A 16,142-nucleotide genomic window follows, 5' to 3' on the forward strand; every position below is an offset into this window, starting at 1 on the left:
GCTTAGCATTTCACGCACACTTTATGGAATACAAAGAATTAGGCGACTCCGGTATTAAGACGTCCGTCATCACCTTTGGTAGCTGGGCTGCCGGCGGCTGGATGTGGGGTGGCACCGAACAAAACGATGCTGTAGGGGCTATTCATGCGGCCTACGACCTAGGAGTTACCTCCATTGACACGGCTCCCATCTACGGGCAGGGCCTGAGCGAAGAGATTGTGGGCGAAGCCATCAAGAGCTTACCCCGCGACAAGGTGCAGATCCTGACCAAATTCGGCATGCGCTGGGACCTTGCAAAAGGAGACTTTGGCTTCAAAACCAAGGACAACAATGGCCACGACCTCGACGTGTACAAGTACGCGGCGCCCGAAAGCATTATCAAAGAGTGCGAAGATAGCCTGCGCCGTCTCGGCACCGACTACATCGACCTCTACCAAATTCATTGGCCCGACGTAACCACGCCCATTGCCGACACCATGGGCGCCGTAGCTAAGCTTATTGAACAAGGCAAAGTGCGCGCAGTAGGCGTGAGCAACTACTCAGTGGAACAGATGCAGGAAGCCGAGCAAACGGTGAAGCTAGCGTCGAACCAAGTGCCGTATAGCATGGTGAAGCGCGACATCGAGCGCGATGTGGTGCCTTACTGCCTGGAGCACAACAAAGCTATTCTGGCTTATAGTCCCATGCAGCTGGGTTTGCTGACGGGCAAAGTAACGCCGGGCTACCAGTTTGGCGAAGGAGACCTGCGCAAGAACAACCCATTGTTTTCGGGCGATAATCTGACGCGGGTAAACGGCTTCCTGGATAAGATTAAGCCCTTGGCCGAAAGCAAAAATGCAACGCTGGCCCAAGTGGTATTGCGCTGGACCATCGAGCAGCCCGGCATTACGGTAGCTTTGGTGGGAGCTCGCAACGCTGACCAAGCCGCTCAAAACGCAAAGGCCGTCGACGTGAAGTTGTCGGCCGAGGAGCTGGATTTTATTACCAAACAGCTCAACCAACTTCAACTAGCCTAGCTTTTTGCTGCCAGTAGAAAAAAGCGCTGCCTAGGAAGGCAGCGCTTTTTTTGTGCATAATTCTGGTCGAAAAGTGGTTAGCGCGAAAGAAATAAGAAGCAACGGAGGGATACGCTCGAAAAGGGAATCAGCTACCCTGTAATGCCCATAATGCCTCAAGTGCCGGGCGCGCACTAGTGCCTTTTACGTGCCGAAATACCGTATGAACGCCTATTTCCAAGTAACCTCAACCATAACACCCTGCTAGCGAGGGCGTATAGCCTAGCACACCACTTTGCTAGAGAGCTATTCATAATGAGTGCCACCCAGGATTTAAGTCAACAGGCCGTGCCAGACCCGCAGCGCATTTCGCCAACGGTGCCGGATCAGGTGACCATTCCGGTGATTGAGGAATACCTCCAGATCGGGCGCGAAGTGGTAGAAACGGGCCGCGTACGCATCACCAAAAGCGTGACGCAAACGCCGGAAGCTGCCGTGATACCACTCGTGCACGAGGAAGTGAGCGTAGAACGTGTGGCCTGCAACCAATACGTCGACGTGGCGCCTGCCATGCGGCAAGAAGGCGAAGTAACCATTATTCCGGTGGTGCGCGAGGTGATCGTCAAACGGCTGCTTGTGGTAGAAGAACTACACATCACGAAGCGCCGGGTAGAAACCCTGGAAACGCAGCAAATAGTACTGCGCAAAGAGGAAGTGCATGTAGAACGCATCACTCCTGACAATGCTCCGGCTGCTCCTGTTGCTCCCACAACACCCTAGCTTTTTGCCTCTCTTTACCCTTACATAGTACTCTTTTTTCTCCCAACCACTCCCTAACCTAATCTTTAAGATCATGTCTCAGACCGTAGTAGGATTTTTCGACACCGCTGCCGAAGCGCAGCAAGCTGCCCAACAACTAGCCGCTGCCGGCTTTAGCCTAGATAGCGTAGACGTAGCTCAGTCATCACAAGGTGGCAACTACTATAATAGTGGCTCTTCCACGAGTGGCGCCAACCGCGACTCATCTGACTACCAGAATACGAGCGGTACTGTAACCGAAGGTGCTGCTGATGCCGCTGGCCGTACGGGTGACAGCATCGGTAACTTCTTCAGCAACCTCTTCGGCGGCGATGACGACGACGATACGCGCCGTTATTCGCACGTAGCTCGCAACTCGGGCTCTATTGTAACAGTGCACGTAAGCTCGGCTGAAAACGCCCAGCGTGCTGCTGAAATTCTTGACGCCGCTGGCGCCGTAGACGTAGATGAGCGCGCTGCTCAATCGGGCTACCAAGCCAACAACTACGCTGCTAACACTGGCACGCAAGCTACCACCACTGATGGCCAATTATCGGCCCAAGTGATTGAGGAAAACCTACAAGTAGGCAAGCGTACGGAGCAAACCGGCGGTGCTCGCCTGCGTAGCCGCATCGTAGAGCGCCCAGTAGAAGCCAGTGTACGTCTGCGTGAGGAGCACGTTACGGTGCAACGCAACCCCGTGAACCGTCCGGCTACTGAAGCTGATTTCGCTGCTTTCAAAGAAGGCGATGTTGAAATCACGGAAAGCGCTGAGCGCGCCGTAGTGGGCAAAGAAGCTCGCGTGGTGGAAGAAGTAACGCTAGGCAAAGAAGTAACCGAGCGTGAAGAAACCATTCACGACACGGTGCGCAAAACGGAAGTAGACGTGGAACAACTGCCCAACAGCGGCACGACCACTACCACCAATACGAACACCACGAATACGACGAATAACACAAATAATTCAGACTCTAACTCTTACTAGTTAAGCAACTAGAGATTGTGTATTAAAAGCGGCGGCTCCTATGGAGTCGCCGCTTTTGCTTTTTAGCGTGAGCTAGGTATATGACAGCTTCGTATCTTCGAGAGTAACGAGTGCTGTCCTTTTGTTTTCGTGTTTTAACCGAAGCAGTATGAAAACGAGGTTGCTTTTGGTGATCCTTCTTCCAACTGTTTCCTACGCCCAAATGCCAGCGCGCTCTTATTGGCAGTGGGGCGTCAAAGCAGGTGTAGCAAATGCCTGGCTGCGACACGATCAATACCAGCATGCCCACCTAGGTCCGACACTTGGGCTAACGGGCGGACGTTACTTCCGTGCCTCGCGGTTGAGCTTTGGCGCCGACTTGGTGTATGAGCAACGCCGCCTCCTAGTGCCCACGCTAAACGCCGCCACTACCTTTTCCTATCTGACGCTACCCGTGTACGTGCGCACAGGCTCTGCCCACGACCGATTTCATCTGCTGCTAGGAGCTAGCTTTTCGAGCGTTATTTCCCCGGTAGCCCCTATTAGTACTACTACGCAAGACTGGCACTTCCACCACCAAGACTGGGGCCTTGTGGCCGGGATGGAATTCCGGGTAGGAAAAAGTTACCCAATCGAAACAACGCTTGGTCCGTTGCTACGCTACGGCATTGGTCCTACAGTAGAGGTTCGCAACCCGCGGTATTATGAAAGCCAGTCAACCGTTCTGGTAGGGCTAACAGCCACGGTTTTGTTTCACCCAGCGGTAATAGAATAGCTAGGGTGGTGGCAAAGTATTTGGCCGCCACCCTAGCTATATTAATGTTTCGTGTTGCTACTGCACCGAGAAGCTACTGATACCTAGCCCTGGTGTACCAGTAAAGGACAAACCCTCACCGGCTACTTGAAAGGTACCGCTCGCGTCGGAGCAGTAGAAGGAGAGGTGCGCTATGCCGCTGGCGTCGGTATTCACCCGCGGGTTCCAGTAGAGGGTAGTGCTTCGGAAGTCGGGGCGCGTGGGCGCTTTGGTAGAGCCGTCGTATTGCGGCACGTAAAACTCGCGGGCCCTGTAAAAGCCCGGTCGCTTGATGTAGGCTAGGCGCGGCGAGGTCGGGTCTTTGGAATAATCGTAGCTAGGGTTGCCGCGCTTCGTATAAATGGCAATAACACCCCCTGCCCCACGACCACCGAAAATAGCTGCCGAAGCGCCCTTCAGCACCTCCACCGATTCCACATCCGTGGGCGAAATGGAGTTGATGTAGCTGTCGTCGACCGGCACGCCATCCACCAGAAACTGCGGGGAGCCTTGTCCCCGAATTTGGGCGCGCATGTCGAAGCCACTACCCGTTATCGTCAGACCGGCTACCCGTCCTTGCAGTACTTGCAGGATGTTGATGTAGCTGCTCGCCCCGGGTAGGTCGCTGAGCTTGATAGTGGCATCGGCCTGCGAATAAATCTTGCGCGGGTCGGCTGGGGGCGCTTTTTTGCCTCTTACTGTCACATTGCCCAGCATAATGGTTTTGCTGGTATCCATCCGGAAGCGGCGCTCGGCGGCTTGCTGTTTCTTACTAGTTTGCAAGTACTCCGCTATTTCCGGCTGCGGACTGATAAGCCTAGGTAACGGCGTTTTTGGTAGCGGCGCCAAGGAGCCAGCGAGGCGGACAACGGGGCTACGGTTGCCCTTGGTGCCTTTCGCTTGCACCAAGGCCTGTGTCGTGTCGCTCCCGCTGAAGCCCGTGAACAAAAAGCGTCCGTCGGGGTCGGTGGTGGCATTGGCAAACCCACGGTCGGGTCGCGACAGTATCAACGCCACGTCGCTGTTTGCAATGGGCCGCTTCCCATCATTGAGCACTTGTCCGCTTACGGTCAGGGTGCGCTCCAGCGGGAAAGGGCTAGGATCAAAAGTATTGGCGAGCAACTGCTTCCACACGAAGCGCCGCCAGCCCTGCGTCAGCAGCAAGTTATCCAGGGCCATCTTTGCGTCGGGCACATTTTGCTGAAAGTAATACGCCGGGTTTTCCACGAAGCCTTGCAAATCGGAGGTAAGGAGCAGGTCAGACAGGATGTTGTGGGCGTCGGGGTTGGCTACCAGGGCTTGGGCACTGTTGACGGCCAGCGAAAACTGCGCGGCCACGGGCTGCCCAGCGGCGTCGTGCACTTCCACGTCGAGGTTTACTTTTTCACGCGGGGCATAGCTCGCTTTGGAAGGCGTGATTTTTACTTGCAGGCTAGGTTCATTGCGCACAAACACCAGTCGCTCGCACTGCGCTACATTCTGCCCATTAAACAAGGTAAAATGCGCAATGCCCGTCGGGAATTTGTTCTTCGGCACGCGGGCCGTAAACGCCCGCGTATCGTCAATTTGCCCGCGTCCGGCGTAACTTATGATTCCTCGCACGTGCCCTAGCAAGGTAATGTTATCGGGAGGCGCAGTGCCCGCTAGGGTTTTGCGACGAATCGTAACGTTGAGAAAATCACCTATTTCGGCTACGCTCAGCGACAATCCTTCCGGTTGCGCAATGGGCAATGGGTAGATGGCCACCGTGCCATCGGGCAGCTTCACTCGCGCCTGGTAGCGTTTGCCCGCAACGGGATTCAGCAGAAATTGACCCATCCCTAGGTGTTGGCTTTGGAAAGCCAAGACGTCGGCGCCCTGCTCATCCTGTACCACGCCCGTTACATTCACCCCGTAGCCATAAACGTCCGTCGCCTTAAAGGCCACACGGTTATCAATCTGGGCGATGAGCGACCCGCCCTCGGGGAAGAACTGCACGTCGGGCTGCCGGCTTTGCACAGGAGCGGTAGCGGCATTCAGTTCGGCCTTCTTGCGCCGCCCAGGTGCTGTCGTCGGCGCCGCCGCCGTCGGGTCGGTGCGCCAGACTGAAATGCGCCGGGAGAAGAAGTATTCAGCCGACGCATTGCGCATCCAGCTGGTGTAGGCCCGCACCGTGTACATGCCCTGCGTGAGCGTATCGCTCAGCGTGAAGTCGCCGTTGGCAGTGCCTCGCTGCAAGCCAAGCACCCGTTGCGCCACCACTTGGTTTTGCGGCGACAATAGATCTACGTACAGCACGCGGCTGAGCGTATCGGGCAAGTGGCGCGAGGCATCTACCACGTAGGCCTTAAACCATACCGTTTCCCCTACGGCGTACACTGGCTTATCGAGGTGCAGGTAGCTTTTCTCGGGGTAGTGGGCCTGATAAAACTTGTTTAATTGGGCGGCTATCTGTTGCACAAACCCTTCGTCGGGGTCGCGAAAACCAGTGCCGATCAGAACAGCGACGAAAGCACTCAGGCCCAGCGCCAGCCAACGTAAGCGTTGCATAGAAAACGGATAAGTAGTAGAAGGATCGGAAGAAGTAATTGTCGGATGAATATAGAATGAAAGCTGATAGAGGAGCTTGCCCAACAGACGCAAAAAAGCCGTCTTAGCAAGACGGCTTCTCTGCGACTATTTTACGGTAAGCTAGCTTACTGCTTTTCAATCGGAAACTTATCAAGAATCTCTTTGGCCGATTTGGCGAACTCCGGTCCAATGTTGGCGGGGTTGTTCACGGCATCAGCTACCGAACCGCGCCACACAAGATTACGACTCCGCGAATCGATGAAGTCTAGGATAAGCGTGCCCTCTTTGTAGTTTTCGGTATGGTAGCCGGTGCTGTAAAAAGGCGAGCTGTACATGTACCCGTAATTCACGGGGAAGAAGGCACCACGGTAGGAGAAGGCATACGGATAAGCAAAACCAGCAGCGGGCTGGTTGGCTACGGTACGCTCGGCCTCTTCGATATACAAGTGGTAAGCTAGGTACAGGTCGGGCTTGGCATTGCCCTGTGTCCGGCGCAAACCGCGCTTGGCTAGCTCACTGGAAATAGCATCCTGAATCATTTGGTCGTTCAGGCTGCTCTGGTAAATGGGGTTCTGGGAATTAGCCGATTTTACGTCCATCTTGCCCCAGTCGTAGGTGTGGTATTTATTGAAGTCAACGCCCGGCTTTTGTTGTACGTTCACGGACGAGCAGCTGGTGATCAGGCTTACGAGCATGAGCACTGCTGCATACAAAGTAGGTTTCATGAGGTGAGATAGTTGCATAGTAGTGGAAAACCCTATTTCATACTCACTTACCCTACAGAAGTTACAAGAAGCTAGCGTTTTGCGCGCTACCTACCTAGCTACTGTTGTGGTTATCGTAGTGGCCCTGTTGAGCTATCGCGTTGCCTTTAGGCGGCTAGGCTAAGCCGGCCGTTTATCGGCTTTTGAAGTAACAACCTTGCCTTCAGCCATATAATTAAAATCCAATATTTAATACCAACGGCTGCACCTCCCACGTGCCTAGGCGTTGGTTGTAAATAGTGCGCGCACCCACTTCAAAGGGCACCCGCAGGCGCAAGGTGTTGAATACAAAGGTGACGTCCAGCCCGGTTGTGCGGTAGTGCTGCACGGGTATTCCTTGGCTTTGCCCAACGGCCACATCCAAAAAAGCGGCGGCTTTCAGGCGCTGCACGTACAGCCACCGCCCGAGCGCCCAATGCATATCGGCCACCGGCAACCGGTATTCAATGCTGCCGGTTTGCAGCCGCTCGAAGCTCACGTAGCTTTGCCCGCGCGGGTAGAACACGGCGGCGCCAAATTGATACGACTCCCGACTTTGGCGCTGATAGCCACCACGCAACCGTAGCGCGTGGTGTTTGAGCAGCCCCGGTATATACAAGCCGCCCTGTACTGCCCATTGGCTGGCTTGTAAACCGGCCGCAAAAGGCGTGGTGCGCCACGAAGCACTGATCGACTGGCCCCAGCGCGGGGCCACGTCGCGCTTGCTCTGTAGCAATTGGCGGGTGTAGCTGAGGCTGTACGTAACTGCGTGCAGGCTGCGGCCATAGCCTACTTCGTTGCGGTAGCGCACGGGCAAGTCGTAGCCGCGCACCTGCTCCTCGCTGTAGTACGTACCTAGGGTTAGGGCTTGCACGTAGCGCGAACGGGTCAGGTTGAGCGGTAAGCGCGCGCCGGCTGTTAGGCGCGTGTACTGCCACCGGTCGCTGCGCACACTGTCGAGGGGCAACTGCCGGTCTACGGGCACCGACGTCTGCCGGCTGCCGTGTTGCAGCGTTACGTCGAAGATAGGAAACAGCCCTTGGTAGCTCAGCGTGGCAAACACGTTGCCGACGCGCTCCGTTTGGTCGTAACCTGCCCCCACAATAGCCTGGGTGGTGTTCAGCAAGTCCTGTGACCGAATACCTAGGCTCAACGCCTGCCCCGAGGGTGCCTGTATCACGCCCCAGCTGTACACGTTGAATGGGTGCTGGAGCCGGCGGTAGCGTGTCGCCGCCAACTGCGGGCCCACTGAATCGGGCGAGGCTGCCTGGAGACGAGCGGCACCCGGCTCCTGCTGGGTGAGCGGATCGGCGTAAGAAGCCGGCGATATAGCCGCGGTAGGCACCGGCACCCACCGTGTGGGCTCCAGTGGCATCGTTACTACGCGTGCCCCTTCCGCCCGGAAGTCATGAAAAGCTAGCTGCCGGCTGCTGGGTGCTACGGCGGCATGGTAAGCACCTAGAGGCCGCGACGTTACCTGAAATTGCTGCCCCGAAGCAATAGCTACCGCATACACATTGTCGATGCCCGAGCGCGGCGAATTGAACAATACATAGTCGCCCCACGGCTGCGGATGGCTTAGGTTGTCGTTGGCCACGGGCAGCAACGGCTGGTGTTGTTCGGTTTCGGTGTCTATCAATTCCAGCGTTTTGCCAGTTGGTTTGAGCGTTACAACCACCACACTGTGCTGGTCGGCGCGCCAACGGGGCTGCTGATAGAAATCATTGGTGGGGTTGGCGAGCACCTTGCGTACTTGGCCGGTTTCGGCATCAAGCACCACAAGCCGGTGCTGGTAAGCCGAATCGGTACGCACCGCTACCAGGCTGCGCCCGTCGGGCGAGAGCGCGGCGGCGGTGTAGCGGGTGCGGTGGGTGAGGCGCGTGAGGTGCCCCGTACCTAGGTCGAGCAGCCGAATCTCGGAGAATACTTGCTGCCCCCAGCGTGGATCGTAGCGAAACTCCGGCCAGCACACCTTGTTCCCGCCCACCGACAACATCTCTGGGTTGTTCACTAAGCCCTGCACGAACACTCGCTGCTCGCGGCCGCTGGGCCGGAGCAAAACCAGTTGGGAGATATCACCTAGGCCCGTTTTTACGGCCAGCACCGTGCTATCGGTTACGTACTGCGGATACTGGTATTCGGTGAAGACTCTGCGCTCAGGCTGCACGGCCAGCGGCCTAGCCTCCGTGCGCGTAAGCCGGCCCTGCTGAGCCTGCCACAGCGAGTCGAGTGAGGAAAGGGTGCGCTGGTACAGGTCCTCTACTCGCAAGCCCGTCGAGCGTCGTAAACTGTTGGAAAAGGAAAAAGGATAGGCGGGAAAAGCGTAGTAGCGGTCCAGCACTGCGCTCCAAGCCGTAGCCCCGTTGCTCCGCTTTAAGTTGGTAGTTAAGTAATAGCCAAGCACATAGTGGTTGGGCACGTTGTCGCGGTAGGAGCCGCACACGGCCTTAGGGTAGCTGAAGCGTTTGCCAGCCAATAAATTGGCCCGAAAACCTAGGTCAAAGTTGGGGATGCGTCCCCGTCCGCTTCGCGTCAGAGCCGTCTCGGTGCCCACGGCATCGCCTTCCGTAAACCAATCGGGTATGCCTAAGCCCGCCAACCCTAGCCCGCCGTAGCCAAAGAGCTGATACGCTACCCGCGACAACCCTTGGAGCCCCTTATCGAACTGCACCACGTGTCGAAACTCGTGCACCGACAGCAAGTCAAGCCAATCGAGGGTGCCGCTCAAGAACGGGTCCTGGGGCGGCGTGGTGAAAAACTCCGAATGGCGCGGCAGAATCGTGACAAAGCCGTTGTTAACGGTGGTTTGATTCTGGAGCAGCAGTGAAATCGGCCGTGGCGGGCGCTCCAGCGTCGCACTCACGGGTCCGTACACCTGTTCCAAACGCTGCGCCGTTCGTTGGGCAGTGGCGGCAAAGCCAACTGGGTAGAGCACGCGAAAATGCGCCGTTCGAAGCTGATACCAACGCAGCGAAGCCGGGTTTTGGTCTAGCACGGGCAAAGTCTGAGTGTGGGCAGGCACCCAGGAGGCTAGCACAAGTAGTGCTGGCAACACATAACGATGGAGCATTGAGCAGGCGTTCAGACTGGCAAAATAGCCGAAATCACGCATAACCTCACGGCACACTCTACGGCCTACACGCTATTTTTTGCTGCTACTTTTGCCTCCGTTTTTCTTGCTTTTACTAGATAACCCCTATCTTTCCCAACGGCAGTTGTTCACCATAGTGCTTACCTAGGTTTTGGCTGCACACGGTTACTACACACTATTTTTTTGAAGCAGATTAAAATTAAGCATCTGCTTATTAACGACTTACCTATTATTTACAAGATATGAATAGGGAGGCTGCAACCATTATAGGCCGCTCAAAATCATGTTCGTTGAGGCTTGTTTTATCCTTATCTAGATGCCATGCCTATATACTTTCGCTTATTCTCCTGCTTATTCCTCTCGCTGGGCTTGCTGTTAAGTAGCTACAGTCCGAAGGCAGAGTCAGCTTTTCCGGCTGCGCCTAGCGCATCGCTGGAGCACCATTGGGAACTGCGCACACTCGATGGGCTCACCGTACCGACATCGTTACAGGTAGACGATGCTACGACTCATCTGCTGCGTTCCACCGACGGCGGCGCGCGCAAGCAACTGGCTGGCCGAGGCTACGTCGGAACCTTTACTCATAGCTTTTCTACTCGTCTGCTAGCCCTAGCTAAGGTCATTACCACGTTGCTCAAGTGTGATGACACCACGATGAATGTGGAGCTGCGCTATTTGACGGCCCTCGAACAAAGCACACACTACAAAATAGAAGGCGCCACGCTTAGCCTCTTCGATAAGGAAGGGGCTACCCCACGGGCTACTTTCGAGGCTATTCAGTAGTTGCTCAGAGTAGCATTATAGCTAGGCATCCTCCAAGGCGCGGACTCAGAGTCCCGCCTTTTTTATTGAGTTACGCCCACCAATAGCTGTCAAACTAAAAGGCTTGAGACGAATATTTTTTATCAACCAGCGGTTACCATCCCTTGAAAATTGGAAGTCCCAGCCAACTTTCTTTGCATAAAGGGAAGAATTGTTGCAAAATGGGACAAATCTAAGCGCCTCATGAAGCCCGCATATAGCTCGCCATTTGGCTTTGCTGCAGCCAAAGGAAGGCTCCCGGCAGGTCGTTGAACGAGGCCGTGACCAGACTATTTACCTGTTGTAGTATGCAGTCGGTTGTGTAGCGGCTGAAGCAATTCGCCGAATGGACCCAAGCTAGCTTACGCACGCCTGCCATGGCTAAGTTATCAAAAAATCTATTGTTAACCCACTGATTAACAACGCTCCACGCACCTAGCACGCAGGTATTGTCGTTTAGCAGTTTGCAGCACTTCTCCTGCTGAATGTAGCGCAGTATAAGCTGGCAGCCAGCCTCAACCGTCTGTGGTGTTTGGACTTCTTGCCACTCGGCGTACAACCAATTGTTGTCGCAATCCAGGGAGAGTGTCAAATACGATTCGGTGTGTATAGAAAGCAGACACATAAGAGAGCAGATGTATTGCACAAAACTTATATAGTTTTTACAATAAAGGTGCCTACTGCTTGGCCTACCATGTTTCTATACTACCACTACTTTGGTCGCATCTCAAACCCATCAGCAAGAAAAAGCGTCCTTATTAAGGTGAACTTTCCCCCGCACACCCATTTGTTTCTTACACTAATCCTAACCTACTACCCTGTTGAGTCAAAACAAGCTACCTATCTCCGCTTCTCTTACCAGCCAAGATCCTCTGGGTCCTCATGAGCGCAAATCCTGGTTGCGCCGGCAATTCCTCCAGCTCTGCTTCATTGTAGCAGGCATATTTTCGGCAGCACTCGGATTGGAAAGCTTTCTGTTGCCTAATGATTTTATTGATGGTGGTGTGACAGGCATCTCCCTGCTTACCCTGCAACTAACCAAGCTGCCGTTGTCCCTGTTGCTGATCGTGTTCAACATCCCGTTTGTGGTGCTGGGCTATTTTCAGATCAGTCGGGCCTTTGCATTTCGCACCCTGCTAACTATCGCTGGCCTAGCATTGGTGCTGCTTGTCAGTCACTTTCCGGTGCTAACCTCTGATAAGCTGCTCAGTGCTGTGTTTGGAGGTTTCTTTCTTGGTGCTGGTATTGGCCTCACGATTCGCGGTGGCGCCGTGCTCGACGGCACCGAGATTCTAGGCGTGTACATCAGCAAGAAGACTCCACTATCCATCGGGGATATTGTACTGGTTATCAATATCCTGATCTTTGGTGTAGCAGCTTTGTTGCTTTCTATCGAGACGGCGTTGTACTCCATCCTAGCTTATCTCGCCGCTGCTAAAACGATGGATTTCATCATTGAAGGTATTGAGGAGTACACAGGCGTCACGATTATCTCGCCGAAAAGCGAATCCATCCGGAAGATGATTACCGAGAAGCTAGGTCGCGGAGCTACCCTCTACGTGGGCAAGCGGGGCTACGGCTCACACGGCGACCAGTTGGATACGCTGGACATCATCTTTACCGTCACTACTCGTCTGGAAGTTACCCAGCTGGTCGATGAAATAGAAAAGATTGATCAGCAAGCCTTTGTAGTTATGCACAGCGTCCGCGACACTAAGGGCGGCTTGGTAAAGAAGCGCCCCTTGCATTAGCCTTCTAAGGCGTGGCTACATCTGCAACAGCCACGCCTTGGCCGTGTCGATATTATCGAACGTCAGCACGACGGGCTGGGTGGTGTGTTGTAAGGTCAGGTCGGTAGAGAGGCGGCTGAACACGTTGGGCGAGTATACCCAGGCAAAGTATTCTAGGCCCGCGCCCTTCATGGCCGGAAACCACACGTGGCCGCCCCACTCTGCCGCATCTGACCACATGCTTGTTACCAAGCGGTTGTCATTTAACACCTTATGGCAGCGCTCCGCCTTCATAAGGTCGAGCATCTGCAAGCAGCCTTGTTGTACACTATCAAAATCTTGGTCACCGATCCACTCCGCGTATAACCAATCGTTTCTGTGATCGAAGCTGATCTCAATAGTTGGGCTTTGAAGTAATGAACGCAAAAACATACTAAACGCAAAGGTGTGTGAGAAACACAGGACAGTATAACAATAGTAAGATTGGCGGTATTGCCGGGAAGCGAATTTGTTGTCAATAAGTTGAACGCCTTACGTAAGCGCGCAGAATAGGATGCATCGTTTTGCATTGGTGGCGTTCTTTCGATTGCTCACCCAAAGGCTAACGCATTGAAAATCAAAAGAACGATTTTGAAAATTTTTTAACTCCTTTTGGTGTTTCCAGAAGTACATCAGCAGTGCTAGGTTAGCACCTGTGGCAAGTGGTAGCAGCCTGTCTACTTTTTGTAGCCTCGCCCCGACCGTTTACTACGCTGTTTCGTACATCCCTGCCCACGTACTTCTTCCCATGGCCAAATTGAAATTATACTTGTTAAGCTTGCTGCTTGTAGCCGCTGGCTGTTCCCAGAATACTTCCGACGCTCAAAGTGTAGTACGCTCGACGGCTGGCCCAGCTCCGAAAGAACTGCAGGGGTTGGCGGTTGCTACTTTTGCTGGCGGGTGTTTCTGGAGTTGCGAAGAGACGTTTGAAGAATTGCGCGGCGTGCGTGCAGCCGTTTCAGGCTACGCAGGCGGCACGGTAGCACACCCTAGCTATGAGCAAGTAGGGAGCGAAAATACCGGGCACGCCGAATCGGTGCAAGTGTACTACGACCCCAAGCAGATCAGCTACCAAACTTTGCTCGACGTCTTCTTCCTAGGTGCTCACGACCCCACGGAGCTAAATCGCCAAGGCCCCGACCAAGGTCCGCAGTACCGCTCAGTGGCTTTCTACCGCACGCCCCAGGAAAAGCAGGAAATTGAGGCGGCCATCAAACGCGTGAATGCCTCGAAGCACTACCCAGAGCCTGTCGTGACGCAGGTAGCGCCCTTCAAGCAGTTTTGGCCCGCTGAAGACTACCACCAAGGCTTCTACCGACTGCATCCGAATCAGTCGTATATCCAGGCGGTATCGGAGCCCAAAGTGGAGAAATTTCAGAAAGCCTTTAAAGACAAGCTCAAAAATCCGTTGTAAGCTTGCTAAGTAGCAACAACGCGAAGGTAGCGCGGAGCATTTGTCTCGGCGCTACCTTCGCGTTGTTGCTACCTAGCTTTATTTCACCGTATTATGCCCTTGCCGCCGCTCGTCTCCAAGTTGCCCGATGTAGGCACCAGTATTTTCACCGTGATGACGCAGCTAGCCCAGGAGTGTGGCGCCATCAACCTAGCTCAGGGCTTCCCGGATTATGATCCGCCGCAAGCGCTAACGGAAGCCTTGGCCCGACACGCACAAACCAACGGGCACCAACAATATGCCCCTATGCCGGGCTTGCTCCGCTTGCGGGAGCTGATCAGTGAGAAAACAGCGCAGCACTATCACGTGCCCGCTCCAGACCCAGTGACCGAAATCACCGTCACGAGCGGCGCCACCGAGGCCCTGTACGCCGTGCTGGCCGCTGTGGTGCGCCCCGGAGACGAAGTGATAGTGCTAGAGCCGGCTTATGACCTTTACGGACCGGCCATCCGGTTGCAGGGCGGCATCCCGGTATACGTATCGTTGCGCGCACCTACTTTTCGGCCCGATTGGAACGAAGTAGCGGCAGCCCTTTCGCCTAGCACCCGGCTAATTATGCTGAATTCGCCGCATAATCCGACCGGGGCCGTGCTCACGCCGGCCGACCTAGCGCAGCTAGCCGAACTGCTACGCCCCACGCCCACCCTGGTACTGAGCGACGAAGTGTACGAGCACATGGTGTACGATGGGCAGCAGCACCACAGTGTGCTCCAGCAGCCTGAGCTTGCCGAGCGGGCATTTGTGCTATCGTCTTTTGGCAAAACGTACCACGCAACGGGCTGGAAGGTGGGCTATTGCATTGCCCCGCCTGCCCTTACGGCTGAGCTACGGCGCATTCACCAGTTTCTCACGTTCAGCGTTAGCACACCCACCCAACATGCCTTGGCTGATGTGTTAGGTGATGCCACCCATTACCAGACGCTACCAGCCTTTTACCAGCACAAACGCGACCTGTTTGCGGACTTGATGCGTTCCACGGGGTTTGACTTACTACCCACACCGGGCGCCTATTTTCAGGTAGCACGCTATGACCGGCTTTCGTCGGCAGACGATTATACATTTGCTCAGCGCCTTACCCGAGAAGCAGGTGTTGCGGTTGTACCGGTTTCCGCTTTCTATCACCACACCCAGAATCAGGGGTTGGTGCGTTTTTGCTTCGCTAAACGCGAGGAAACCCTGCTATCTGCTGCCGAGAGGCTACAAAGGTTCGGGGATACTCTACAGTAAATGATCCTATTTGCATTAGGATCAACCAAGAAATAATTTTTGTATATTACTAATAATCAGACCAAAACAAGAGTATCTGAATTAATGCTAAAATCTTGCATTATTTCTCTTTTTTTTATCAATTTTTCGTTTGATATTTCCAGCTAATTCGTCCGCCTATTTGCTCTATAATGTCTGATTTCACCGTCTCATTCATTCAGAAGTCTTTACAATGGCATGATTCGGCTGCTAACCTTGCCGAGTTTGGCCGCTACATCGATCAGATATCTATCCCCACTGATCTGATTATTCTGCCCGAAATGTTCACTACGGGCTTTACCATGGAAGCGCCAACGGTAGCCGAGACAATGGATGGCCCTAGCGTTGCGTGGCTGCGCAAAACGGCTGCCGCCACCAATGCCGTCGTGACGGGTAGCTTGGTAGTTCGCGACGAAGATGGCGGCTTCTACAACCGCCTGTTGTGGGTACGACCCGATGGCTCCTTGAACTATTACAATAAACGCCATTTGTTCACGATGGCCGGGGAACATCATACCTACCAACCCGGCACCGATAGAATGATAGAAGAATGGCGCGGCTGGCGGATTTGTCCGCTCGTGTGCTATGATTTGCGCTTTCCCGTGTGGAGCCGCAACCTAGCTAGTAACCCTTACGACTTATTGCTGTACGTAGCCAACTGGCCAGCCGCACGCCGCACCGCCTGGACGACCTTGCTCCGGGCCCGTGCCATTGAGAATATTGCCTACACAGTGGGAGTTAACTGCGTAGGCGCCGATGGCAATGGCATTTCCTACACCGGCGACTCCGCCCTGCTAGACATGCGCGGCGAGTATCTGGTGGAAGTTGGTAATCAAGAAACTAGCATCACACGCACGCTACGGCGCGCTGACTTAGAGTCGTTCCGGGCCCGCTTCCCTGCCTTGCAGGATGCAGACGAATTCACACTTTCTTAGTCGGC

The 16,142-nt window shown here is 54.6% G+C and carries 14 protein-coding genes; 9 read left to right on the forward strand and 5 right to left on the reverse strand.

Annotated elements, in window-relative coordinates; translation table 11 throughout:
- The first annotated feature begins 23 nt into the window (after positions 1-23).
- The 4 genes from BXP70_RS00085 to BXP70_RS00100 all read left to right on the forward strand — a co-directional run bounded on the left by BXP70_RS00085 (position 24) and on the right by BXP70_RS00100 (position 3,532).
- A complete protein-coding gene (locus BXP70_RS00085) occupies positions 24-1,016 on the forward strand; it encodes an aldo/keto reductase (RefSeq protein ID WP_086591984.1) in 993 nt (330 codons plus the stop codon).
- A gap of 294 nt (positions 1,017-1,310) precedes the next feature.
- Positions 1,311-1,775: a YsnF/AvaK domain-containing protein gene (locus BXP70_RS00090; RefSeq protein WP_086591985.1), complete on the forward strand. Its 465-nt coding sequence runs from the start codon at positions 1,311-1,313 to the stop codon at positions 1,773-1,775.
- A gap of 73 nt (positions 1,776-1,848) precedes the next feature.
- A complete protein-coding gene (locus tag BXP70_RS00095) occupies positions 1,849-2,778 on the forward strand; it encodes a YsnF/AvaK domain-containing protein (RefSeq protein WP_086591986.1) in 930 nt (309 codons plus the stop codon).
- Between the two features lie 202 nt (positions 2,779-2,980).
- Positions 2,981-3,532 carry a porin family protein gene (locus BXP70_RS00100; RefSeq protein WP_179197532.1) on the forward strand — a complete coding sequence of 184 codons (552 nt, stop codon included), beginning with the start codon at positions 2,981-2,983 and terminating at the stop codon, positions 3,530-3,532.
- A 57-nt stretch (positions 3,533-3,589) separates the two neighbouring features.
- Here the strand turns inward: BXP70_RS00100 and BXP70_RS00105 are convergent, their stop codons facing one another.
- The 3 genes from BXP70_RS00105 to BXP70_RS00115 all read right to left on the reverse strand — a co-directional run bounded on the left by BXP70_RS00105 (position 3,590) and on the right by BXP70_RS00115 (position 9,913).
- Positions 3,590-6,079 carry a carboxypeptidase-like regulatory domain-containing protein gene (locus BXP70_RS00105; protein ID WP_086591988.1) on the reverse strand — a complete coding sequence of 830 codons (2,490 nt, stop codon included), beginning with the start codon at positions 6,077-6,079 and terminating at the stop codon, positions 3,590-3,592.
- A 146-nt stretch (positions 6,080-6,225) separates the two neighbouring features.
- Positions 6,226-6,825 carry a DUF4136 domain-containing protein gene (locus BXP70_RS00110; protein WP_179197533.1) on the reverse strand — a complete coding sequence of 200 codons (600 nt, stop codon included), beginning with the start codon at positions 6,823-6,825 and terminating at the stop codon, positions 6,226-6,228.
- Positions 6,826-7,039: 214 nt separating this feature from the next.
- The gene (locus tag BXP70_RS00115; protein ID WP_086592555.1) at positions 7,040-9,913 is read right to left on the reverse strand and encodes a TolB-like translocation protein; all 2,874 of its coding nucleotides are present in this window, start codon (positions 9,911-9,913) and stop codon (positions 7,040-7,042) included.
- 342 nt (positions 9,914-10,255) lie between these two features.
- Here BXP70_RS00115 and BXP70_RS00120 point away from each other — a divergent pair, with 342 nt between their 5' ends.
- Entirely contained in the window at positions 10,256-10,717 is a 462-nt protein-coding gene (locus BXP70_RS00120; protein ID WP_143436317.1) for an META domain-containing protein, read from the forward strand.
- 220 nt (positions 10,718-10,937) lie between these two features.
- On the opposite strand, the gene BXP70_RS00125 is transcribed toward BXP70_RS00120, so the two are convergent.
- The gene (locus BXP70_RS00125; RefSeq protein WP_086591991.1) at positions 10,938-11,360 is read right to left on the reverse strand and encodes a hypothetical protein; all 423 of its coding nucleotides are present in this window, start codon (positions 11,358-11,360) and stop codon (positions 10,938-10,940) included.
- A 274-nt stretch (positions 11,361-11,634) separates the two neighbouring features.
- On the opposite strand from BXP70_RS00125, the gene BXP70_RS00130 reads away from it, so the two are divergent.
- Positions 11,635-12,486 (forward strand): YitT family protein, encoded by an 852-nt coding sequence (locus tag BXP70_RS00130; protein ID WP_245849476.1) that lies wholly within the window; start codon positions 11,635-11,637, stop codon positions 12,484-12,486.
- A gap of 15 nt (positions 12,487-12,501) precedes the next feature.
- Here the strand turns inward: BXP70_RS00130 and BXP70_RS00135 are convergent, their stop codons facing one another.
- Positions 12,502-12,891 (reverse strand): hypothetical protein, encoded by a 390-nt coding sequence (locus BXP70_RS00135; protein ID WP_245849389.1) that lies wholly within the window; start codon positions 12,889-12,891, stop codon positions 12,502-12,504.
- A 361-nt stretch (positions 12,892-13,252) separates the two neighbouring features.
- On the opposite strand from BXP70_RS00135, the gene msrA reads away from it, so the two are divergent.
- The 3 genes from msrA to BXP70_RS00150 all read left to right on the forward strand — a co-directional run bounded on the left by msrA (position 13,253) and on the right by BXP70_RS00150 (position 16,137).
- Positions 13,253-13,918 carry a peptide-methionine (S)-S-oxide reductase MsrA gene (gene msrA, locus BXP70_RS00140; protein ID WP_086591994.1) on the forward strand — a complete coding sequence of 222 codons (666 nt, stop codon included), beginning with the start codon at positions 13,253-13,255 and terminating at the stop codon, positions 13,916-13,918.
- 93 nt (positions 13,919-14,011) lie between these two features.
- Positions 14,012-15,184: a methionine aminotransferase gene (locus BXP70_RS00145; protein ID WP_086591995.1), complete on the forward strand. Its 1,173-nt coding sequence runs from the start codon at positions 14,012-14,014 to the stop codon at positions 15,182-15,184.
- A 170-nt stretch (positions 15,185-15,354) separates the two neighbouring features.
- A complete protein-coding gene (locus BXP70_RS00150; RefSeq protein WP_086591996.1) occupies positions 15,355-16,137 on the forward strand; it encodes an amidohydrolase in 783 nt (260 codons plus the stop codon).
- The last annotated feature ends 5 nt before the right edge of the window (positions 16,138-16,142 follow it).

This window comes from Hymenobacter crusticola, assembly GCF_002154225.1.
Classification (GTDB): Bacteria; Bacteroidota; Bacteroidia; order Cytophagales; family Hymenobacteraceae; genus Hymenobacter; species Hymenobacter crusticola.